This window comes from Acinetobacter gyllenbergii CIP 110306 = MTCC 11365 (assembly GCF_000413855.1).
GTDB lineage: Bacteria > Pseudomonadota > Gammaproteobacteria > Pseudomonadales > Moraxellaceae > Acinetobacter > Acinetobacter gyllenbergii.
Genome location: NZ_ATGG01000061.1, coordinates 77,964 through 99,927 on the forward strand (window position 1 = coordinate 77,964; position 21,964 = coordinate 99,927).

At 39.6% G+C, this 21,964-nt stretch carries 20 protein-coding genes and 2 pseudogenes; 4 read left to right on the forward strand and 18 right to left on the reverse strand.

Annotation, left to right across the window (positions count from 1 at the left end):
- Nucleotides 1–11: 11 nt before the first annotated feature.
- Both F957_RS00765 and F957_RS00760 read right to left on the reverse strand, forming a co-directional pair.
- Nucleotides 12–758, reverse strand: a complete 747-nt coding sequence (locus tag F957_RS00765; RefSeq protein ID WP_016541887.1) for an acetoacetate decarboxylase family protein — start codon at nucleotides 756–758, stop codon at nucleotides 12–14.
- Nucleotides 755–1,558 carry an SDR family NAD(P)-dependent oxidoreductase gene (locus F957_RS00760; protein WP_016660703.1) on the reverse strand — a complete coding sequence of 268 codons (804 nt, stop codon included), beginning with the start codon at nucleotides 1,556–1,558 and terminating at the stop codon, nucleotides 755–757. The genes F957_RS00765 and F957_RS00760 overlap by 4 nt, the downstream gene beginning before the upstream one ends.
- Before the next feature lie 110 nt (nucleotides 1,559–1,668).
- On the opposite strand from F957_RS00760, the gene F957_RS00755 reads away from it, so the two are divergent.
- Nucleotides 1,669–2,718 (forward strand): helix-turn-helix transcriptional regulator, encoded by a 1,050-nt coding sequence (locus F957_RS00755; protein ID WP_016541889.1) that lies wholly within the window; start codon nucleotides 1,669–1,671, stop codon nucleotides 2,716–2,718.
- A 52-nt stretch (nucleotides 2,719–2,770) separates the two neighbouring features.
- Here the strand turns inward: F957_RS00755 and F957_RS00750 are convergent, their stop codons facing one another.
- Complete coding sequence (locus F957_RS00750; RefSeq protein ID WP_016541890.1) at nucleotides 2,771–3,652, reverse strand: dihydrodipicolinate synthase family protein; 882 nt, start codon at nucleotides 3,650–3,652, stop codon at nucleotides 2,771–2,773.
- 5 nt (nucleotides 3,653–3,657) lie between these two features.
- On the reverse strand, nucleotides 3,658–4,437 hold the full coding sequence (locus tag F957_RS00745; RefSeq protein WP_005273522.1) for an aldolase: 780 nt from the start codon (nucleotides 4,435–4,437) through the stop codon (nucleotides 3,658–3,660).
- Between the two features lie 38 nt (nucleotides 4,438–4,475).
- Between F957_RS00745 and pdxR the strand changes: the two genes are divergently transcribed.
- Nucleotides 4,476–5,981 carry a MocR-like pyridoxine biosynthesis transcription factor PdxR gene (gene pdxR / locus F957_RS00740; RefSeq protein WP_016541891.1) on the forward strand — a complete coding sequence of 502 codons (1,506 nt, stop codon included), beginning with the start codon at nucleotides 4,476–4,478 and terminating at the stop codon, nucleotides 5,979–5,981.
- A 12-nt stretch (nucleotides 5,982–5,993) separates the two neighbouring features.
- Here pdxR and F957_RS00735 read toward each other — a convergent pair whose 3' ends face one another.
- The 4 genes from F957_RS00735 to F957_RS00720 form a co-directional block, all read right to left on the reverse strand.
- Complete coding sequence (locus F957_RS00735; RefSeq protein ID WP_016541892.1) at nucleotides 5,994–6,668, reverse strand: SDR family NAD(P)-dependent oxidoreductase; 675 nt, start codon at nucleotides 6,666–6,668, stop codon at nucleotides 5,994–5,996.
- A gap of 1 nt (nucleotide 6,669) precedes the next feature.
- Nucleotides 6,670–7,437, reverse strand: coding sequence for an SDR family NAD(P)-dependent oxidoreductase (locus F957_RS00730; protein WP_016541893.1), 768 nt, complete (start codon nucleotides 7,435–7,437; stop codon nucleotides 6,670–6,672).
- Entirely contained in the window at nucleotides 7,434–8,114 is a 681-nt protein-coding gene (locus F957_RS00725) for a glutathione S-transferase family protein (protein WP_016541894.1), read from the reverse strand. The genes F957_RS00730 and F957_RS00725 overlap by 4 nt, the downstream gene beginning before the upstream one ends.
- Nucleotides 8,115–8,242: 128 nt before the next feature.
- A complete protein-coding gene (locus F957_RS00720) occupies nucleotides 8,243–9,109 on the reverse strand; it encodes a metal-dependent hydrolase (RefSeq protein WP_016541895.1) in 867 nt (288 codons plus the stop codon).
- 163 nt (nucleotides 9,110–9,272) lie between these two features.
- On the opposite strand from F957_RS00720, the gene F957_RS00715 reads away from it, so the two are divergent.
- A complete protein-coding gene (locus F957_RS00715) occupies nucleotides 9,273–9,737 on the forward strand; it encodes a winged helix-turn-helix transcriptional regulator (RefSeq protein WP_016541896.1) in 465 nt (154 codons plus the stop codon).
- Nucleotides 9,738–9,749: 12 nt separating this feature from the next.
- On the opposite strand, the pseudogene F957_RS21405 reads toward F957_RS00715, so the two are convergent.
- From F957_RS21405 to F957_RS00675, 10 genes and pseudogenes are all read right to left on the reverse strand, one after another.
- Nucleotides 9,750–10,082 (reverse strand): annotated as a pseudogene (locus F957_RS21405) (5-methylcytosine restriction system specificity protein McrC); the annotation flags it as partial.
- 77 nt (nucleotides 10,083–10,159) lie between these two features.
- Nucleotides 10,160–10,525 carry a phosphotransferase gene (locus tag F957_RS22155; protein ID WP_081401632.1) on the reverse strand — a complete coding sequence of 122 codons (366 nt, stop codon included), beginning with the start codon at nucleotides 10,523–10,525 and terminating at the stop codon, nucleotides 10,160–10,162.
- A complete protein-coding gene (locus F957_RS00705) occupies nucleotides 10,453–10,845 on the reverse strand; it encodes an aminoglycoside phosphotransferase APH(3') (protein ID WP_016541899.1) in 393 nt (130 codons plus the stop codon). The genes F957_RS22155 and F957_RS00705 overlap by 73 nt, the downstream gene beginning before the upstream one ends.
- A 428-nt stretch (nucleotides 10,846–11,273) precedes the next feature.
- A complete protein-coding gene (locus F957_RS21745) occupies nucleotides 11,274–11,432 on the reverse strand; it encodes a hypothetical protein (protein ID WP_016541901.1) in 159 nt (52 codons plus the stop codon).
- A complete protein-coding gene (locus F957_RS00700) occupies nucleotides 11,432–13,714 on the reverse strand; it encodes a GmrSD restriction endonuclease domain-containing protein (RefSeq protein ID WP_016541902.1) in 2,283 nt (760 codons plus the stop codon). Before F957_RS00700 ends, F957_RS21745 begins: the two co-directional genes overlap by 1 nt.
- A gap of 5 nt (nucleotides 13,715–13,719) precedes the next feature.
- Nucleotides 13,720–15,648 (reverse strand): DUF262 domain-containing protein, encoded by a 1,929-nt coding sequence (locus tag F957_RS00695; RefSeq protein WP_016541903.1) that lies wholly within the window; start codon nucleotides 15,646–15,648, stop codon nucleotides 13,720–13,722.
- A gap of 30 nt (nucleotides 15,649–15,678) precedes the next feature.
- Nucleotides 15,679–16,854, reverse strand: coding sequence for a DUF4268 domain-containing protein (locus F957_RS00690; protein WP_016541904.1), 1,176 nt, complete (start codon nucleotides 16,852–16,854; stop codon nucleotides 15,679–15,681).
- Between the two features lie 345 nt (nucleotides 16,855–17,199).
- Nucleotides 17,200–17,469 (reverse strand): annotated as a pseudogene (locus tag F957_RS00685) (Arm DNA-binding domain-containing protein); the annotation flags it as partial.
- A 310-nt stretch (nucleotides 17,470–17,779) separates the two neighbouring features.
- Nucleotides 17,780–19,132: a hypothetical protein gene (locus F957_RS00680; protein ID WP_016660706.1), complete on the reverse strand. Its 1,353-nt coding sequence runs from the start codon at nucleotides 19,130–19,132 to the stop codon at nucleotides 17,780–17,782.
- A gap of 247 nt (nucleotides 19,133–19,379) precedes the next feature.
- Nucleotides 19,380–19,985 (reverse strand): TetR/AcrR family transcriptional regulator, encoded by a 606-nt coding sequence (locus F957_RS00675; protein ID WP_016541907.1) that lies wholly within the window; start codon nucleotides 19,983–19,985, stop codon nucleotides 19,380–19,382.
- A gap of 413 nt (nucleotides 19,986–20,398) precedes the next feature.
- Between F957_RS00675 and F957_RS00670 the strand changes: the two genes are divergently transcribed.
- Nucleotides 20,399–21,934 carry a flavin-containing monooxygenase gene (locus tag F957_RS00670; protein ID WP_016541908.1) on the forward strand — a complete coding sequence of 512 codons (1,536 nt, stop codon included), beginning with the start codon at nucleotides 20,399–20,401 and terminating at the stop codon, nucleotides 21,932–21,934.
- The last annotated feature ends 30 nt before the right edge of the window (nucleotides 21,935–21,964 follow it).

The following is a 21,964-nucleotide window of genomic DNA, read 5'->3' on the forward strand; positions in this document are numbered from 1 at the left end:
GTCGCCCTCAGCTATAAAACACGCGGATTAAATTGGCGCAGTAAAAATAATGGGGTGCGTAACCGTGGAATCTGAATCGGTGGAATAAGACCACCTGATAAGTCCACCCGATGCAAACGCGCATCCATCACCTTGCCTAAGCCCATTTCATGTAAAGGATCATTCACCGTCCCCCTAAAGCGTAATTTCATTTCGACACGGCGCACTTCAACAACATGCTCTTTCGGCGTGAATCGCACTTCTCGGGGTAAACCTAAGCCTAAACCGCCTGTAATATTGCGATGCGGCAAACCTAAAATGGGGGGTGCATCCTTTATTAGCTCACTCAATTTGGCTTCCATTTCAATCAAGACCGTTCCACGGCGCGATGCCTGACTGATAATCCGTGAACCATCATTGTCCCAACTGATTTCCCCGATTTTTTTCGGATAGCCCAGCAATTCCCGCCCAATAATCATGGCACGGTCATCATCCAAGATCATCCACGGGCAAAAGATGCCTGTTTTATTGCCGACCTGAATATGTACAAATAAGCCTGCCTCGTGATAGGCCCCCGTATAGACATTTTCGGGGAAATAGGCACAAAACAAATCCGCTCTGGCAGGTTTGGCCAACTTCATGCCAGCAGGTAACCAACGGGCCATCGCCTTCTCATTCACCTCGACTACCGCAGTTAAATATTGCGCATTGTGATAGAGCTTATTGCCTAAATTGGCGAGACCAATAGGTGTGCGTAGGTCATTTATCAACTGTCTCATGCTTTTAACCTCGAAAAGACCTGCTTTAATATCGGTAACAGGATGATGCGCGGGATATAACGTCCTCCAAGAGTCTGGGCTTGGGCAAGCCATCCAGGAATTACAATTCGACGATTGCAAGCCATGCCTTGAATCGCTTCTTTGGCAACACGTTCTGCCGACACCCAGACTAGATTGCCCCCAATGCCGTCAATTTTGCTGATGCCTGCCACTTCATTGAAACCGGTTTTGGTTGGACCCGGTGCCAATAAGGTACAGCTCACGCCCGTGCCGCTCAGCTCACTATGCAGTGATTCGGCAAAAGAGTTGGCAAAGGCTTTGCTTGCGGCATAGGTTGCGTTGGCTGGTGTCGGTTGATGCCCCGAGGTCGAACCCACAATCAGAATCGCACCTGTTCGGCGCTGCATCATGTTCGGCAATACCGCTAAAGTCAGATCCTGCACGGCCACCGTATTCACTTCGGTCTGTTCACGCTCCCGATCCGCATCCAACTCATGCAAACGTCCGAAAGTGGCAAAGCCTGCGTTATTGCATAACACCGCCACATTGATCTGTTCTAGCTCTTTACGGAAAGTGGTTCTATCTTGACGATCCGCAAGATCACAAGGACGTAAAGTCACCTCGACTTGGTATTTTTCACGTAGTTGACTGGCAAGTGCTTCTAATTTATCGACACGTCGGGCAACCAAAATAAGTGAATAGCCTCGGGCTGCAAATTGTTGTGCCAATGCTTCTCCAATACCCGAAGAAGCACCAGTAATTACAACGGGGGAATCTTTAATAGGAAGAGGTAAACTCATCATCCATACTCAGTTCAATACAATGTCCTCAGTATTGAGCAGCGAGAACTTGAGCGTGAGCGGTAATTCAGCCATACTGCTAATCATTTTCGGCCAAATTAAAACAAGAAATGAAAGATCCCTATGGCTTATCCAAAGCCAGTATTCCGATTTCTTATGTGCATTTACTCTTGGAAATTATGGTTGAAAAAGGCTTCTCTGCTTCCGAGATTCTGCAGCAAAGTAAAATAGCTTCGGCACTTCTGCATCAATTAGATGCGCGTATCAGTCCCAAACAATGGTCAAAATTGGCTTGGATCTGTTTAAGCTTGGCCAAAGATGCTGGTTTAGGCTACGAATATGGGCTAAAACTGCGTCTCACTGCCCATGGTCCAATGGGCTATGCGCTAATGAGTAGCCCTTCTTTGCGACAGTCAATTGAACTTGCAACACAATTTTTCAATATGCGGCTCAAAGATTACCGAATTGATTTTTTTGAACACCATCAACATTCCATTATTGAAATCAAGCAAACCCACCCCGTCGTCAGTCAGCATGCTGAACAGGCGGAAATTTTAAGACGCTTTTTCTATGAATGCCTGATGATTGGCATTGTACAAACGGGACGCTCATTAACCGAGCGTGATTTTGCTGAGGTCCAACTTCAGGTGGATTGGTCTGAACCACCTTACCATCAACAGTTTCAAGCTCAACTTCCTCAGATCCATTTTGAACAGGCCCAAAACCAAATTTGCTACCCAGCATCTATCCTCAACCATGCCACCAAAATGGCAGATCCCACTGCTTTTCAACAGGCTTTAGCGCAATGTGAAGCTGAACAAATTCGTTTTTCTGAAACCATTCAAGATATTGGCTTACGTGTTAAAACAGAATTAGTTCTCACGCCGCAAAAAGGTTATCCAAGTCTAGATCATGTTGCGGAACGTCTGCATATGTCGAGTCGCACCTTACGACGACATCTGGATGAAGCTGGTTATTCTTATCTGGGTCTATTAGATGAAATGAGATATCAAGAAGCACAAAAGCTTCTGCATAACAATCATATCGAAATACAGGATATTGCACTGTACTTAGGCTATCTACAACCTGCCAACTTTGCCCGTGCCTTTAAAAAATGGAGTGGCGTAACACCGAGCCAATTTCGTCAAACCCAACTATAGAACACCAACAAGTGACGTCAGGCCGATCAATCTCGACCTGACTTGAACATGTTTATTTTACAGCCGCTTGTATCAAGCCTTTTAACTGCTCAATTTCAGCCCCTGTTGCACTTTGCAAAGGCGGTCTTGGCACCCCGACTGAAAAGCCCAATAGATTGAGCCCTGATTTCACTGTTTTCGGTAAGCCACCTTTGACAATGAAGCTCAGCACAGGGAGTTGCTGATAAAATATCGCCTGCGCCTTTGACAGATCACCTTGTTGAATCGCTTGATATAATTGCTTTGGCAAGTCACCGAGCAAATTGGGTGCTGCCGTACACCATCCTGTCGCCCCAGCACAAAAGGCTTCTAGCGCCAATGGATTAGAACCATTATAAAATGGCAACTGCCCCTGCGTTAAAGCATGAAATTTATGCATACGCTGAATATCACCGGTGCTGTCTTTGACCATGCAAATATTGTCGATCTCATTAAACATTTTCACGATCAATTCAGGTGACATATCAATTCCACTGGTGGCAGGATTGTTATAGACCATAATTGGCAATTTTACCGATGCGGCAATCTGTTGATAATAATCATAAATTTCCTGATCGGTGAGTTTCCAATACGACACTGGAATCACCATAATTACATCTGCACCTAATTCTTCTGCTTTCTTGGCTTTTTGAATCGCCATCGCAGTGGTCAGTTCAGAAATTCCAACAATCACAGGAACACGTTGATTCACCACCTCAATGGTGGTTTGTGCCACCTGCTGCCATTCTTGCCAAGTTAAATAAGCACTTTCCCCTGCACTGCCTAAAGGTGCAATCGCATCACATTGTGATTCAAGCAATGCATTTAGACTGATCGTTAGGGCCTCAAGATCAAGTTGTTGCCCGCCCGCTTTAAATGGCGTGACGGGATAAGCAATAATGCCTTCAATTTTCATGTGATTTACTCCTCAATACAATCTTGATGGTTTTTCAACGCCTTACGTGCGTAGTAGGCAAAATTGACTTTGTTGCGCTTATCAGTAGACAACCAGTCATGTGCTTCTTTTGCCAGTTCATGTGGAATCGGCTGGATTTGACCTGCTGACATCGCTAATAGTTGCAAACGTGCAGCACGCTCAATCAACAACGCTAAATTACAAGCTTCTTCAATGCTCTTGCCGGCCACCAACTGACCGTGATGAGACAACAACACCGCCCGATTTTTTCCTAGCGCTTCAGAAATAAAAATGCCTTCTTCATTGCCGACAGGCACCCCCGGCCATTCACCGACAAAAGAGCAATCTTCATACAAGGCACAGGTATCCATTTGCGAAATGGCCAATGGCACACGTAGCATCGACAAGGCTGCAATATGAGTGGGATGGGTATGGATAATGCAATTCACTTCAGGATGTTGCTGATAAATCCAAGTATGAAAACGGTTGGCTGGGTTGGCCATGCCTTGCTGATCTAAAGGTTTAAGGTCTTGATCGACCACCAATAAATTGGCTGCGGTAATTTCGTCAAAACCCAGACCAAAACGCTGTGTGATAAAGGTATTTTCTTGTTCGGCACGACAGGTAATTTGTCCGGCCAAGCCTGCATCATGGCCATGATCAAATAAAATACGACAAGTTAAAGCTAACTTCTGTCGATCCGTATAACTGACCTCTTGGATCAAATTCATATTCTGCTGTGCAGTTTGCATCAATTGCTGTTTGCTGAGTAATGCGGTTTGCATAAGACCACCTCGCTACGGTTGATTTGTGGATGGGACAGATGCAGAATACGAAGTCAGTGGATGAGTTAAAATATCCAGTTTATAAAACTTATATGGTCCAGATCAGCATGCAGCAACCGTGGAAGATTCGTCTTCATCTTGAAGAGCGAGAAGAAAAAACCATCTTTCTCAAGTTGGCCAATCAGATTATTGAAGAGATTCTGTCTGGCCGGCTCAGCTCAGGCTCACGTCTGTCTGGCTCCCGCTCGCTTGCGGATGAATTAAAGATTAATCGTAAAACCGTACAGTCGGTTTATGAAGATTTAGAAGCACAAGGCTGGTTGATCTCCAAGCCAAGACAAGGCACCTTTGTGGCAGAGAATTTGCCTGAGTTAAAACATAAAAAGAGCAATGCTGCGCTAGAACTTAATCCGTCACCGAATACAGCAAGCCCAACAGCCGTTAAAAATGATGGCATTCCAGATACCCGTCTAATTCCTTATGAATTATTTTCACGAGCCTATCGACATGCCTTGATTCAAGTGACCCGCTCTCAAATCATGGGCTATGGCGACCCACAAGGCAGTATTGAGTTACGTCAGGCATTGCTGCAAATGCTGTCAATGGAACGCTTTATTAAAACCAGCATCGACAATATTGGTGTGGTTCGCGGCAGCCAAATGGGGATTTTTTTAGCGGCTCGTGTACTGGCTGGGCGTTCTGCTCAACGCAAAGTGATTGTGGTGGAGCAATGGTCTTATCCCCCCGCGATTGAAACCTTTCTGTCTCATCATTATCACATCGTTCGGGTTCGGCTGGATCAACATGGTCTTGATATTAAGCATCTTGAAGAACTACTAGAAAAATATGATGTGGCTGCAATCTATACCACCCCGCATCATCAATATCCAACCACCGTGACCATGGCAATGGATCGGCGCTTAAAATTATTGGAACTCTCAAAAAGCTTTGATTTTTATATTATTGAAGATGACTACGATCATGAGTTTCATTATGACAGCCGCCCGATTCCACCGCTGATCAGTTTGCCGCATGCAGAAAAAGTCATTCATATTGGTTCACTGTCCAAAGTGTTTGCGCCGAGTTTAAGGATTGGCTATGTGGTCGCCAATCGAGACATCATCCAAGCCATGAATCAGGAGATTCTGTTGATTGATAAACAAGGTAATATCATCACTGAATTGGCGATGGCAGAACTGATGCAACAGGGAGAAATTAAGCGCCATATCCGCAAGATGCGCAAAATTTACCAACAACGGCGTGACTTTGCAGTGAACCGCTTCCAAGCGGTATTTAAAGATCGAGTAGACATTAACCCTCCGTTGGGAGGCATGGCGCTATGGGTCAAATTCAAATTTCCCTATCGCGCTGAATATAATGAGCTTCTGAATCAGTTGCATATTGATGCTGAAGCGCATTTTGCGGCTGAAAGCCAAGCATCAAATCAGCATTTTCATATCCGTTTTGGCTATGCCGCCATCAATGAAACTGAAATTTCAAACATCATCAGCCTGCTCTATACTGCATTTCAGTCCAAAGATTGAATACGCGTGATTTTATAATCCTAAGCGTAACTCCTGACTCCACGTCGATTTGGGTTGTTGATACAGATGCCAACAGGTCTGTTGCAGCGATTGCATCAACGCATGGTTAGCACTTTGCCAATGTGCCAGCGCACAATAGACCACGTGAATTCCCTTCGGCTGAAACTCTCGCGCCAATGACTGAGCCAAGGCTCGAATACTGGCAGACAGGCTTTGACTGAATAAATCTTGCTCAGATTGAATAGCCTGCTGTGGCCCTAAAAAAATCAAAGTCCCTTGTTGTTTGGACAGCATCTGTCGAATCACAGCTTGAGCAATACTCACTGCGGTTAAACCCGTGTTTTGCCAACAGGACTCAAGCTGTGCAGCGGACAATGCATGGCTATTTTCAGGCAGCACAAAGTCAGGTTGAAAGATGCATAAATCGACAAAATACCCTGCTGTTTGAATCTGTTGCATGCATTTTTTTAGCGCACTCGCATCCAGTAAATTCAGTCGTACACGGATCCACCTCTGTGCTTGAACCTCAAGCTGTGGCTGTGTTTGGGTCACATCATGTTGAAGTTGATAAACAGGTATCTCAGGGCTAAAAAGCGGGCTTAACGCCTGCACATCATTGCCCACGATCACCGCACAGCCCTGCATTTTTTGTTGGGCTTTCAACCAGTGTGGCAGCAACTTACTCATCTTAGAATTTCTCCTGATAAGGACGTAAATCCAGTTCATGCGTCCATAAATCAACATTTTGCTGATAGAGCATCCAGTAATTTTCAGCAATTGCCTCAATATTTAAACCACCCGTACCACGAGTTAACCGTGCCAGCCGTCCCAAGCCCCATAAGGCTTTATTGACACGATCACCATCAACCATACCATCTACCACCACATGCGCCACATGGATATTTTGCGGGCGATAGAGTTCAGCCAAATTTAAGGCGTAGCTTCTCAGCGCAGATTTGCCCATGGTAAATGCTGCAAAAAAAGGTTTACCTCGCAAAGAAGCACTGGCACCGGTAAAAATCAGCGTGCCCTGCTGCTGTTTTTGAAAAATGCTTAAACTACGCTGCGCCACCAACACCGCAGATAAAAAGGTGGAACGCCACATTTGGCTAAAAAACTTCAGAGTGCTTTGTAAAAAGATCGAAGGAATATTACCACCCACATTATGAATCACTGCTGCCAATGATTCTGGCTGATCGTTTAAATGATCAAATAAGGTCTGCAGCTGCTGCTCGTTTTCAGCATCCAGCGCATAAGCCACCGCCTGCCCACCTTGACGATGAATTGCCGCTGCCACTTTTTCAACCTTATTTAAGCTTCGTCCCACCACATAAACTTTGAATTTTTCCTGAGCAAAACGGCGACAGACTGCTGCACCAATGCCTTGCTCAGCACCCACACCAACCACCGCAACAATCGCGGTTGGCTGCGTTATCTCTTGCTTCGACCGATTCATAATTGTTGTATCCAATGCTGAATATGCGGATAACTGTTAATTTTAGGTCCCCAGATTTTACTGGTGCGAACCACTTCTAACAGTTGTGAACCCACTGCAATATCGGCAATGGTTTTGCTCTCACCGACGAGCCAGCCCGTTTGACCCAATACCAACTCGATGCGTTCTAAATGCCGAGTAAATTCTGCCTCGATATCCGCCTTCGCCATTCGTCCTGTACCTTGCATCTTTACTTGCAGATTCAACGCGGCTTTAAGCAAAGGTTTCATCAATACAATCTCATGCTTAGGACGACCTTCCGCACTAATCGCGACCGCATGATTCAAGGCATCGGCATCACTGACCCGAAAATATACTTCATAGAAATATAACAATTCGTCAGACCAGTCTTCCCACAATTCCACATAGGCTTTTTGCAGCGGATCCGTAGGATATAAACGGGGCAACTCTGGATAAGCATCATCTAGATAACGGGCAATTTTAGTACTGTCCTGAATGCGTTGTCCGTTGATATCCAGCACAGGGACTTTGCCGACTTTGCTGAGTCCTGGGACTTTAGCCCCCAATACGCCGTTATAATTTACAGTTTCAAATGCAATGCCTTTAAACTGCAACATCCGCGCAACTTTCTTGCAGAACGGTGAAATTTCCCATTGATGTAAGACCACTGTACTCATTGTTATATTTCCATCTTTTATTGAATTGATCTGGATGATAAGCCCGCAATGCAAAGCGAGCTCAACTTATCTTACAGATATTTATCCCTTTGGTGATGTGTAAGCGCGGGTGATTTTTTTCGCGCCGATTAATGAATAAAAGTCGATTGTTCTGGCGATAAACCAATTTTGATTTTGGTTTTTGCCACAATATCCGATTCATCGGTATCATTAGGATGGAAATCACGACGATAATAAGAGAAAAATTGTGGCACCAGTTTTCGATAGGCCTGCACGGTAAAGCCTGCAAATTTAGCCCACGATTTCAGATTGAGTAATTGCTTATCTCTGGACATCAATACCACTTGGTAGACGTTCGAGAAGGTTGTGATGAGGACCAAACTCAGGCTAAAAATCGCTACGCGTGGGATATAGGCATCTAGTCCTTTGCCATAGAGATATTCATACATGTCATAGGCAACCGCTTTATGTTCGGTTTCTTCGACACTGTGCCACAGCCATAAATTACGGATCGTGGTATCAGTCATTAATTCATTGACGTTTTTCATCATCTCCACCACCAATACTGCGGTGTAATGCTCCAACCCAACTGTGACCAAGAGATTCCACTTTTTCGGAAAGGTACGTTCAATGGCTTTAAGGATAATGCCTGTGACTTTTTCCAGTGATTCAGGGTCTAGGCCATATTGTTGCGCACTGACATGGAAGGCATGATGTTCTTTGGAATGCATCGCCTCCTGACCAATAAAAGCGCCAATATCACGATCCAGTTGCGGGTTGCTTTTGACTTGATCACGTAAAGCCCTGACCGAACGGACAAAGTAAGACTCTCCTTCTGGAAATAGGGTGGAAAGACCTGTGAAATAATGGGTAAAGGTTGGTTCATTATTACACCAGTATTTGGGCATATCCTGAAACTCATAATCCATACGGCGGACTGGAAATGATGCAGGTATCTTTTGCTTTGATTTTTCTTTTAACGCTGACGCAGACATAACTCACCTCAAGAATAGATCTCAAAATATTAAGTTCCAAAAAAGAACTTAATTGAAAAATATAGCTGCTATGATAAGTTGTCAATAAAGCGGATATCTTAATCGTTCAAGTTGTCCTAAAATGACAGCCTGCTTCCTATAAAGACATATAGATGGTATTACGATGAAATGGCATGAACTCGGTGAAATGAATTGTCCAATTGCACGGACTTTGTCGATTTTTGGCGACCGTTGGACCCTGCTGATTATTCGTAATGCTTTTATGAAAACCCGTCGTTTTGATGATTTTCAAAAGCAGTTGGGCATCACCCGTCATTTGCTAACTGAGCGGATTAACCGTTTGGTCGAACACAAGATTTTTGAGAAAGTGCTTTATCATGAAGCACCAAAACGCTATGAGTATAAGCTGACGGAAAAAGGCTTAGCACTGTACCCGATTATTGTCACCATGAGTACATGGGGCAATATTTGGCAAAATGAAAATAAACAATTTCCTGAGTTACGTTATCTACATAAAAGCTGTGGGCATGTGACCAGCCCAAGTCTAACTTGTGATTGCTGCAAGCAGCCTCTTGATGCCAGACAGATGTCGCCGGTTTATGTGGCGGGTGAGGACGGGGAAAACTAAGCCCTTGCTACTCTACTTTGACATTAAATCATAAGTAGCAATCGCGTTTACGATATTGTCAGGATTTTCCACATCAAAAGGGATCGCCTTTAAAATACCTTTACCTTGTACATTAAAATTGAAACATAACTCTTTATCAAACTTCTGATTTTGATAGGGGTAAATTAATATCACCTCACTCTGATGGTCTAGATAAAAGTGACTATAGGCAAACATTTGTTGTACATCACTATCCTTTAAACCAAATCTTCCTGCTCGATTATTCTGATCTAATAACTTCCACTTAGTATCTAGAACTATTTTCTTTTGCGTTTTCTTATGTTGAATATGAATATCGGGACGTAACTACCTAGCTGTTGTTAATATAAATTTAGGAAAACTTAGTATGCAAAAATAAGAACTAGCCAATTACTAGATTCAATTTAGAATAACTCATCCAACAGCATGTAATATCGAATTTTGTCATAGTCCGGTGTCATTTCTAACTCATTAAATAACATGTCAGTATCAAAGTTAGGGTATGCAATGCCTGAATAAACACCTGAAAAATTATACTTTAAGCTACGATAACACTGAGCAATATCTTGATAACGATCAGCGATACCGCTTCGACCTAAATCAATCAATGCACTTATATTATCTTGATCAATAAAAATATTGGGTAAACAAAAATCTCCATGTGAAAAAACTAAATCTTCGTTCAGACGATGCGCATTTAGCCAAGATAAAAGTACCTCAGGTGATTGAAACGCTGAATCCCCATAAGTGCCTTCTTTTGCATCCTCAATACTATATTTTTCATTATGTACATTTTCTCAGCAATTTTTAATTTATGGTTCAATGAAAGGTCATAAGGGCAATTTTGAATGGGTACATCCCACAACATCTTTAAAGATTTGGCTAAAATTTTAACCAACTGCTGAGGACGACTAAGCCAATAATCTGAGCATGCGAACTCACCTTTTGCACGGCTCATCAATAAATAACTTAATTCTTGTTCTTGGATGTGCAGAAGCACTTCAGGTACAGGTAATTTATCAGCTAACCAGCTTAGCATTGTATATTCATGATTAGATTCTGCTTGCTGTACTTCAATTTTTAACACCATATCTTCATATAACAGATATTGGCACTGGACATTCCAACTTCATCAATCCTAGCTTGTTTTTGTCCTAATCGCTGTTGAATACTTTGAGGTAGTTTTTTATATTCCATTGGCATACTTCCCTATTACTTTCAATCAGTTAACCATACAACCTAAACAAAAATGTGAATTTCAATCAGATTATAGTTCGTATGTAAATGCTTGATTAAATGCCACTCATATTTTAAACACGCGCTGCATTAAAATTCTATTCAGCATGATTAAGTACAGTTGCCAAAAGCCATGTGCTCTCTGTTCACCACATTCCCCCCAAGTAACACAGTATAAAACATGTAGAATCAGACATATAAAACCTATGCATTACGGCATAAATCTATGCCTCTTAATAATGGTCATTCTTCATCATAGGCTGAAGGCTGATTTTCTGCTTTTCATTTCGCTTCAACTTTTGTAGTTGATAAAGGTGATTTAAACCCATGATGAGGTAGAGAAATATCGGTTAAACCTGCTTTAATATTTTCACGGCATGTTCCAGTCAGTGCTTTTTCAATCGCCATTTCTAAAGCACGTTCATTGGTTAAACTGACCATTAGGCAATCTCTTCTCTTTCTGGATGTTTAATTTCATCTAGTACTTGCTGTTGTGCTTTGATGATATTTTTAAACTCGTACATCTCTTCACTGGTTATTAGTCTAAAAAACTCACCATCTTCAAAATTTTGCTCAATGATTTCATTGACAAATACACCATTTTTAAACGTGATTCGAAGCCTATTTTGAACTTTTAAACTTGGCATGATCTCTCTACTAGAAACAGATAAATAATCAAGGTCTGTCTCTGTTAAACCGTATTCTGCTGTCTGCAAGGTGTGATATAAAACATAACTTCTTAACTCAGCATGTGTTCCGCTAAGCTTTGACTTTTTGAGCAAAAAGATAAGATCTTCACTTTCCTTTCTAATCTGCGCACCAGAACAATACTTAAAAATATTTGCATCAAGAACAAAATATTTTCTCCAATCATAGATTTGAGCTAAATTTTGATTCCTAATAGCATTCAGTTTTTCAAAGCTGACATCACCCTCTAACATATCTAATAAGATTTTAAGCTGTGGGGATTTATTATTGTCAGAGACTTTATTGTGATCAAATACAGCTCGCCAATTTTCTGCTCTATCACGATAAGAATTATAGGTAGCCGAACAAAAACTTAAATTTCTTCCGCGTTTAACGAAATAGTTGTTTAAGCTGTTACCTAAACTTAATAATGACTGATGTAGTCGATATTTCTTGTCTTTGATAAATTCATCGTCAAATATTTTTTTTGCAGTTTCAGCATAATAAGTAAACTTATCCATACAGATAATCTGATCATCTGTCTTTGCATAATCAAGTAAAAAATCAACGCGCCCATAGAAATATTCATGTTCTTCATATTTATTTAATAATTCTTTCCAAGCTGTATCTTGAAGTATGAGTTGGGTTTTTTCAACCTCATGTTCAATATGTGATTTTTCAAAAGCAGTTTTACTACAAAATTCTATAATGTCTTGCTGTTGGTGCAAAGTGCTAATTTTTTGTAGAACGTTTTCATGACCAATATAGATTGCTAATTGTTCAATCGCTTCGAGCACTGAGAACATCAATTTTTCAGAGTTATAGTAACCCTTAGCATTTTTTACTAACCACCCACTAATTCTGCTCCAATCCTCGAATTGATCAATATTTTGAATATACTTAGTAAAATAATAAGTAGTTGCTAAGTTTGCTTGCTCTTCATAGGAAGGCTTATCTTTACTTAAGATTTCAAGAATATTTTTCTGGCTTTGTTGCTTTACAACAGCAAAATCTAAAAGTGCTGTTAAGTTATCAATCGTATTGTTGACATCATTTGAGAATAAATCCGTATATTCATTTTGCGAAATAAATAAATTCAGTCTCAAACGGCTCACTAAACTATCACTATCTTTTTCATCAGTGTAATCAGATTTTTGATTTTTGGATAAATATGCTCTGTACTCACATAACAGACAAATTTTAAATAAGTGAATAAAACTCACATCAAAAGACTTATTCCAATCTTTATTATTACTAGCAGTCCAGATTAAATCAGTCCATTCTGAGTCAATACTCTGAAAAAAAGCATTTGCTTTGCTTGTATCTATTTTATTTTCAAGAAAACCCTGGAGCCATGCTTTAAAATTTTCGAATTCTGTTAGTTGAACCCCCCTGGCATTCATTTTAATATATAGCTCATCGGTTAATGAAAACTCATTCATTGGTAGCAGATAAAAATTCAGAACTGAATGACTACTCAAACTCACCCATAATTTCTCAAGCTCATCCGCCGTCTTTGACCCTAGTAATGAATCCAACTCATCTAACATCGTTAAGATTGAAATAATGGTTGGATCTTTACGCCATACTGCTAAAAACCACGCTTCGTTTTCAATCGCCACGGAAGGCTTACCGATCCATTCCATTTCGACTAACCTCTCAACCAACTGAGAAATAAATAGCTTAGAACTCGTTCGCGTTTGATAACTGAATTTCTGTAATTGTTCTTTGATTAAATCAATTTCATTTATATTTACTTTATTTTTATTCACAAGATAACAATGTAAAAGGAACAAAGTCGTTAGACGTTGTTGCCCATCTAACAATTCAAGTGTTTTTTGATTTAAAGCCCCATAGACAAAATCAAGTTCAAGCTCTTGATTTTCAGTCAAACTTTGTACTAAGGCTTGCAAAAATGCTTTACGGATTTGAGTAATCTTTGGATCATTCTTTCGACCCTGTGCGTAATCACGCTGAATTGTAGGAATAACAATATGATACTGTTCCAATGCTTTCCACAATGTCAATTTAGCCATTTTGATCACCCCTCATTTTCATCGTGAAATTCAATACCATATTGTTTAAAGCAGTCTAACAATGCTTTTTTATAGTTTTTTCTGTCCGCTATATCCCACTTCAGCATGTGGTTTACATCGTCACTAAAATATTTAGAGAAGACCTGTTGTGATGCCAAAGGAATAAAGTTCGCTGTGTTAGTTTTAGCTAATTCATACAACTCTTTTTCTGCTTGTAAAACCTTCTTTCTTTTAATAAAAAACGGATCATTCCCTATAGAGCGATTATCGCTTTCTGGTAAAAGGCATAAATTATCAAGTGTCTGAATATTTTCTGAAAAACTACCAATCAAGAGTTCTAAAATTTCATTATATTCACTAAACAAAAGCTCTCTTTGTGTAGGATCAGAGACTGTCTCATATTGGCTTAGTATCGCTCTAAGCTTTTGTTTTGAAAAAATGTCTGCTATTTCTCCTAATAGTGCCTTTTGCTCAGAGACCCAAACCTTGATTTGATCATCCTTGTTGGATAGTTCCTCACTTTGCTGGGCATGGATATGCTCAATATCCCACTTTACTTGGTTATAGCGTTTAAAAGAAAAACGTGTGTTGTGTCGCTCATATCTAAAAATATTAAATAATATGAGAATAGATTTAATTTTTGGTCGACATGAGGTGTCATCTACATCATAGAAGACATGATCAAAATCTAATTCTTTAGCATTTTTGTCTTTCTTAAAAAGATTACTTAATTCAAGTTGGATAAATTTTTTTAGCTTCGCTTCAAATTCATCTCGTTTACAGCCCTGTGCAACTAACCAAATCTCTTGGATTGTTTTATATTTCTGACCGATTAGGTATCCAATCAAATGATATAAACGATCATTTTCATACCACTCATTTAAATACTGAAATCCTGTGAGAACCTTTAGCCACTCTGTTTCAATTAAATCTTTCACATCTCGGGCTGATTTAAACTTATTTGCGTAATGTATAAAAGTTTGATGATCCACTTTCAGTTTTAACACTTTTTTATCAGTCGATTTATCCGCAATAAGATCAAAAATGAGTTCAATACGTGTGTGTTTATTGGTATGTTGTGATGGACTTAAGAATACCCAAAATTCATCATTTTGTAGGGCTTGCTCAATCGCATCCCATTGATTCGCCATTTCAGTTTGTTTCTGAACTGCAAGATGATCATTCTCATAAGCTTTCGCAATTTTTTGTAAGAATAATGCCTTGATCAACTCTGCATCGGTGAGTGGAATCTTACCCTGATTGAGTCGGCTAAAGATTTCAATAGATTGCTTTTTTGAATCTTGATCCCGATCTACACGTACAGCATACCAAATGATTTTTGTATGATGTAGAAGCTTATTTTTCCAATGTTGTCTGTTAAATTCTGATCCCTTTTCCTCAAACCATTTTTTCACAGCTTTATAAGCTGTATAGAAGTAATGTGCATCAATCGTGGGCAGGTTATTTTCAGTGAGTACATCTAAGTTATTTAAATGCTCTGTACTAGATTCTCTAGTTTCATAACGAAGAGAGAAATATTGCTCATTGGTTAAGTAAGTCAAAATAATAAAAATTGTGGTCATACGTTGTTGACCATCAATGAGTTCCCAATAGTATTTTGTGCCCTCAGTTTTTCTTTTAACGACTACAGGTTGCAAGCAATAGAAATCGCTTTCCTGCTTTGGTTCAAACTCATCAATGTCATCTAGCAGTTCCGTAACTTGTTGCTGTTTCCATTTATAGCCTCGTTGATAACTATCTACGAAAAAATTAGCCTTCTGTAGTTCACTGATGGTTTTCAGTTCCAATGAATTTTCTTTTTGCTCTAAATAAGAAATAAGTTTCTCTAATCGATCATCTACAATTTCAGACAAATCTGGCTTGTCTTCTAGAAGCTGGCTAATCTGTGCCAATAAATGTGCTGTATTCACCATATACCCCAATTTCTTAAATCTTTATTGTTCTTACTTAATGATTTGATACACATCTTTCATATACGGCTTAAACACTTGCTCAAACTTTTGCACGTGTTCAAAATGCCATTGAATATATTCAGGCCAGAGTGCTTTGTTATAACCCTCTACGGCGTTAGCAACGGCAATCTTAGAGAGCTTTTGGTTATCTGATCTGAGCCAAATCAACTGTAAACCGCAACTTTGCTCAATTTCTGCTTTACGTTCATAAAAGAAATCAAAGAGTTTTTTATTATGTTCGGTATTACTTGTTGCAAACTCAAGTTCGACACGGAGTTCTTTTTGGGCAAAAATCAAATTGTAGTTACACTTTGCAATTGTTGATCCTGCACTGCGCCACCCAACACTGACTGGATTTACGTTGCGGAAAAGATCAAAGCTCCAATTTTGAAAATCCTCTAACAACTGTGTCCAATAAGCTATTCTCAATTTACCCAGTGAATTTTCTTTTTCTTTAATGACTCTAATTTCTGCATCTTTACGGCTTAAACGCACCATATATTCCGATGCTTCAGGCACAGGAATTATTTGCTGAATATCGACCAGTAACTGACCATTCAATATATAAGGTGACACCTTTACACATTTCACATCAATATCACGTTCAATTAACCAAAGCGCAGTATTGGTTACTTCTTTTCTAAATTCACCTGCAACTAGAATGATGCGTTGAGTTGCTTTAGGATTCAGTTTACTCATCCAATCTATATCAGAGTTTTCACCTAAGAATTTTTCAATCAATACACTTGCTGTGTGATCAACATGTTCAAGCTCATAAGCATCGACATCCAGATCAGGTTCAATTGGTCGATACTTACTTAGGTAATTTGCATAAACATTAATGATATCTTCTGAGGTAAACGGCGCGATATAAGATGCATATTTTAATGCTTGCCACACAGCGTCTCGCCCACTGTCATCTCGCTTATTTTCAATCAGTACTAATTGGCCTTTGGTGTCTAATGCCAAAAGGTCTAAGCGTTCCCCAGTCCCATCAAAGCCATCAAATTCTTTTTGGATAATCAGCAGTTCTTCGCCCAATGCTTCAGGATGGCTCACCAACCATTCTTGCAGGTCATAACGCTCTGTCAGCTGTTGCTCACTGAGTTTTGTACCGTCTAATGGTTTCAGTTTTTTATTAGCCGTATCTACTGTATATAAGCTCATATTCCTCCGAAATATTAAAAACCTAGCCAACCAAAGTTCGCTAGTTTAAAATTTTTATGCTACTTTAATTTTGCCTGTTAAGGCATCATTAATGATTGTGCTTTTAATGCAATTTTATTTCTCTATTTTGACTAAGTTTGATCGCCAACTCAGTTAAAATTTAGACAAAGCGGAAAAAAAGCAAGTCAGATTAAGGATAAATTTAAACTACCCGATTAAAAAAACATGCTCTGTGAAGCAATAGGGTCTAATGAATTAGATAGCATACCAAGTCAAGCTATTCTATTGATCAAGCATAAGATATCAAGATCACTTTTGCTTATGTTTTAAAATGCTTATCCCTTTATCCTTAAAAAATGGCTTAATTTCTTCGCGTAAAACTGACTTGGAATATTTGTATTTCAGTTCAAGTGCAAGCTCTCTTGCTTTCTTTAAACTCATATCAGTATATGGACCAAGAGACTCAGACTTACGCTCACCAAAAACAGTAAAGCCTATGTTCCAGTATTTTTGCCCAGATGGTGTCACAAGAAGAGATAGCCAATTCTCATCCGAAAGACGATATCGTTTATCTTTTGGCTGTGCTTTTCTGCATTCTGTATCGGTAAGCTTCATCTGTATCTAGACTAAAAATAATTGGGTAAATTTTCCCCACAGAAGGCAAAATAAAGTCAAATCATATCAGATGATATCGGACAAACAGGCAAATAAAAAAGCTTTAAGCATTGAACTTAAAGACTTTTTTATATCGGATCGAACAATCCCGAATAATATTTTGGTGGAGATGGCGTCAGTTGAATTTAACAAACAACCCACTGTTTTATTTAATTTTTATTTTTATAAAAATCAAATTTACCCAAACTTGACCCTATGCGTTTTTGTATTTTTAGGAAGTGGCTGAACTCAACCACTCCTCCTCTTACTTCTAGAATCGGTAACCAATTTTTAAACCATAAGCGATAGCATGATTATTTTTGAACTCAGCCTGTTCTGCCATTTCTTTAATCCCTTCGATAGGTAAATAGTAAGCACCATCTTCAGACTTGGCATCTCCTAACCAATAGTATTTAACACCAGCGGCGATAAAATAATTCTGAGCAGGATTGAATTGTGCACCGAGTCCCATGGACCATGATCCCTTCATTGGCCCCAGCGTAGAAGCAGGATTACCCGTCCCTGAATCCCAACCAACATCGGTAGCAAAACTCCATTTTTCTGTAAATTGATGGCCAATTCCTATCGTTGCATTATATTGATCCTTTTGATAAGAATCTAAATCAACACCTTCCGTGTATGCGCCTCCCGTAAGTTCATCCAGATAACTTGCTGTAAGTGCATTATATTGCGTTGGGCGGATATTAAAATCTTTCCAATTCACCCATCTTAAATTCATATAAGCAATTGTGTTTTCGGCAACCCCGGTTTGAAAATCGATATTCACGGATTGAGGGGTTTCGATTGTCGTTTTTGCGGCTTTGACATAGTGCAAAGGTTCACCAAATATACTTTCCTCGACCTGAAATTTATATTTGATTTTAGAGCGATAAGTAACAGCCGCTTTCAATGCAATCTCTGGAATTTGATAGCTCGCCCCAGCAAGCCAGCCCAACTCTCCTTTTTCTTTAAAATTCGCCTCGTAACCATTAAAAGCCTCGGTATACGCCATGCCTCGAAAAGAAGCTTTTCCTTTAACCTCTTGATAAACAGGCCCGCCATAAATCTGGAAGTTCTTAAAAGGTGAATATCCAAATATAAAACTTAAATCCTGACTTTCCACATTTACGAATGTACCTTCTTGACTAAAATCATTATCTGAATAGCTATTGTTGGGGCGAAGTGGATATGCGGTTTTTGCGGCAAATGGTTGGTCGTAAAGCAGGCCGAAACTAAACTGATCGGTTAATTGTAGCTTCAATGCAGCCGTATAAAATTGCACATTTTGCCCAATATCTCCTGTATCACGGCTTTGATTTTCACGCACAAGATTTGGACGATCATGCACGACACCAGAAACTGAAGCGTCAACAGCAAAGGCATTGACTTCAAAATAATGGCCATTTTCTAAAAATGGCAGTATAGACTGACCAGACTGATCAAGTGCGGAGGCTTGGGTATAATTACTGATCAACACACCTATTATGCCAAACATAATAGGAGCTAAGCGGAACCGATGGATCTTAGAAAATGAGCTATTCAAGCCGTTATGTCTATTCACTTCTCTGGTTTTCGATAATAACCAAGATAAGCCCACACTTTCCTTGCATATAGATTTTTCCATTATTAAATTCATCCTGAAATTATAATTTTTTGTTCAATCACACTAATGATGAGATATGTCCTCATCCATTTATTCACAAAAAAATAAGATTAAATGGACAAATAACATACTGATAAATAAATTACACAGTGTCAATGACAATGTGTAATTTATCGCAAAAATTTATCTTGCGATTTTTTATATTCAACATAATCAACTGATAAATAAAATTTTTAAATATAAAACAATTAAATTTATAGATGAAATTTTATTTGCTTATGTAAAGTGTTGAAGTCCAAATATTTCGAAGTACACTGATAACAACCTCGGGTTCTACATGAGATGAACGCCCAAATGCTTCCGAAAGATAACGTTCTTCTAACCAAATCAGCGCTTTTGCTGTTTCGTCGATATCCAAATTTTTTTTAATATTTCCTGCCAGTTGTTCTGCTCTTATGTGTTGAGCAGCCGCCTTGATAAAGTCTTGAATTATAGTTCGATAGACACTATCAACACGTTCATCTCCACTTGCTGCTTCGACAAAGGCCCTTAATAAACGACCATGTTGCACATAGACATTTATAGAGTCGACCAAGGCTCGCTCTAAATCGTCCTGAAGATTATTTCCTGCCAACCACCGTTCCGTGATATTAAACAATTCTCTGGCAATGTTCTCAACAAGACGAAGCGTAAGATCGTGTTTATCACGGAAATGAACATAAAATGCTGGTCGTTTTAAACCCGTGCGTCGCATGACTTCATCAATATTTAGGTCACGAAAATGGTGTTCATTTAAAAACTGTTCGGCAGCTTTTAATATTTCTCGCTCAGATTCTTTTGGATCATGTTTAGGTCTACGGCGAGAAGTTGTCATATGGTCCCATTTCCTATTGGTATGAAGTCATTGTAGGTATTAATAAATCTTTCGACAAGTCTTTGTGCCATTACTCGCGCTCTCTACCCACTCAAAACCAGAAAAAACGGCTCAATAAAGAGAAAAATATAAACCATAAAATTCAGTAATTTAATTCGACCACACCCTAAAACATTCTCTTTTTCTCCCGAACCAGATAGACAATATTGCAATAATTACACAGAGTCATTGACAATGTGTAATTATTGGCTTAATAATATTCACATGCCTAAACGTCATTCGATACAAATCGAAGTGAAAGTGGACGGGATCAAGGACTTTGTTCATCAGGGAAAATGAAGATTATAAAAATCATCATCTTAGAAATCTAACTGATGCTCAATTTATTAAAATCGTGTGAAGAGGAAAAATATATGAGTACATCAGATCAAATTACTATTACTGATGTTTTAATTATCGGCGCAGGGATCTCAGGTATTAGCGCAGCCTACCATTTAAAAAAATATAGACCGAATACAACATTCACACTGCTAGAAGGTCGTGACGAAATTGGAGGCACATGGAGCCTGTTCCGTTACCCAGGCATTCGTTCAGATTCAGACATGCAGTCATTTGCATTTGGCTTTAAACCGTGGACCAATAAAAGGGTTTTTGGCAGTGCTCAAATGATCTGTAATTATTTAAAAGAAACGATCACTGAGAACGACATCGAATCTCACATTCGCTTTGGCCATTATATGAGCAGCGCCGAATTCTCATCTTCTGAAGGTCTATGGACAGTAAAAGTGAAGCGTCAAGACCAGAAAGTTTTAACCACTTTCCGCTCCCGCTTCTTACTGATGAGTACCGGTTATTATGACTATGATAACGGTTATACACCTGAATTTAAAGGAGCTGAGGAATTTCAAGGACTCATTATTCATCCCCAACACTGGCCAGAAAACCTCGATTATTCTGGTAAAAAGGTGGTAGTGATTGGTAGTGGCGCAACAGCCGTGACCTTAATTCCTGCAATGGCTGAAAAGGTTAGGCATATTACCATGCTCCAGAGATCACCAAGCTATGTCATGGCAGCGCCAAGTACAGATGCAATCGCGAATACTCTCAATCGTGTTTTCTCACCACAACGTGCTTTCGATCTGATCCGCCATAAAAATATTGCCTTGACTCGGGGCGTCTACAATTTAAGTCGTCGCTTTCCGAAGCTGATGCGTCGTTTTCTAATCTCGGATGTAGAACGAAATCTACCAAAAGACTTTGATGTAGCGACTCATTTTTCACCGAAATACAATCCGTGGGATGAACGTTTATGTGTTGTACCCGATGGAGATATGTTCAAAGCAATTTCTGTAGGTAAAGCGTCTGTGGTCACCGATCATATTGAACGTTTTAGCAAAGAAGGCATTTTACTTAAATCAGGTAAAACATTAGCAGCCGATATTATTGTGACCGCTACAGGCCTCAATGCTGTCGCATTTAGCAAGACGCAATTGATTGTGGACGGGAAAAAAATAGTTTATCCAGAGACCACTATTTTCAAATCAATGATGTTATCCGATATTCCCAACTTTGCTTTCGCATTCGGCTACACCAATCTGGCATGGACCTTAAAAGTTGATCTGGTCTGGAAACACTTCTGTAGATTACTGGATTACATGGATGAAAATAAGTACGCAACATTCACACCGGTCATCAGTGATAAAAGCATGAAACGCATTCCATTTGTAGATCTGAACTCAGGCTACATTCAACGAAGCATCGCACAATTTCCAATGGCAGGTACTCAAGGTCCATGGATTGTAAAACAAGATTATAAATTCGATGTTGAACGACTCCGTAAAGGTCCCATTTTTGATAAAGAACTATGTTTTACAGATGTTGGGCTTAAGAAAAAGCCAAGTGTTGTTCCCGCAGAAACAATGCCAGAACAGATCAAAATTCAGGCTTAACACAACGATTTACATTGATATCTCTTATTG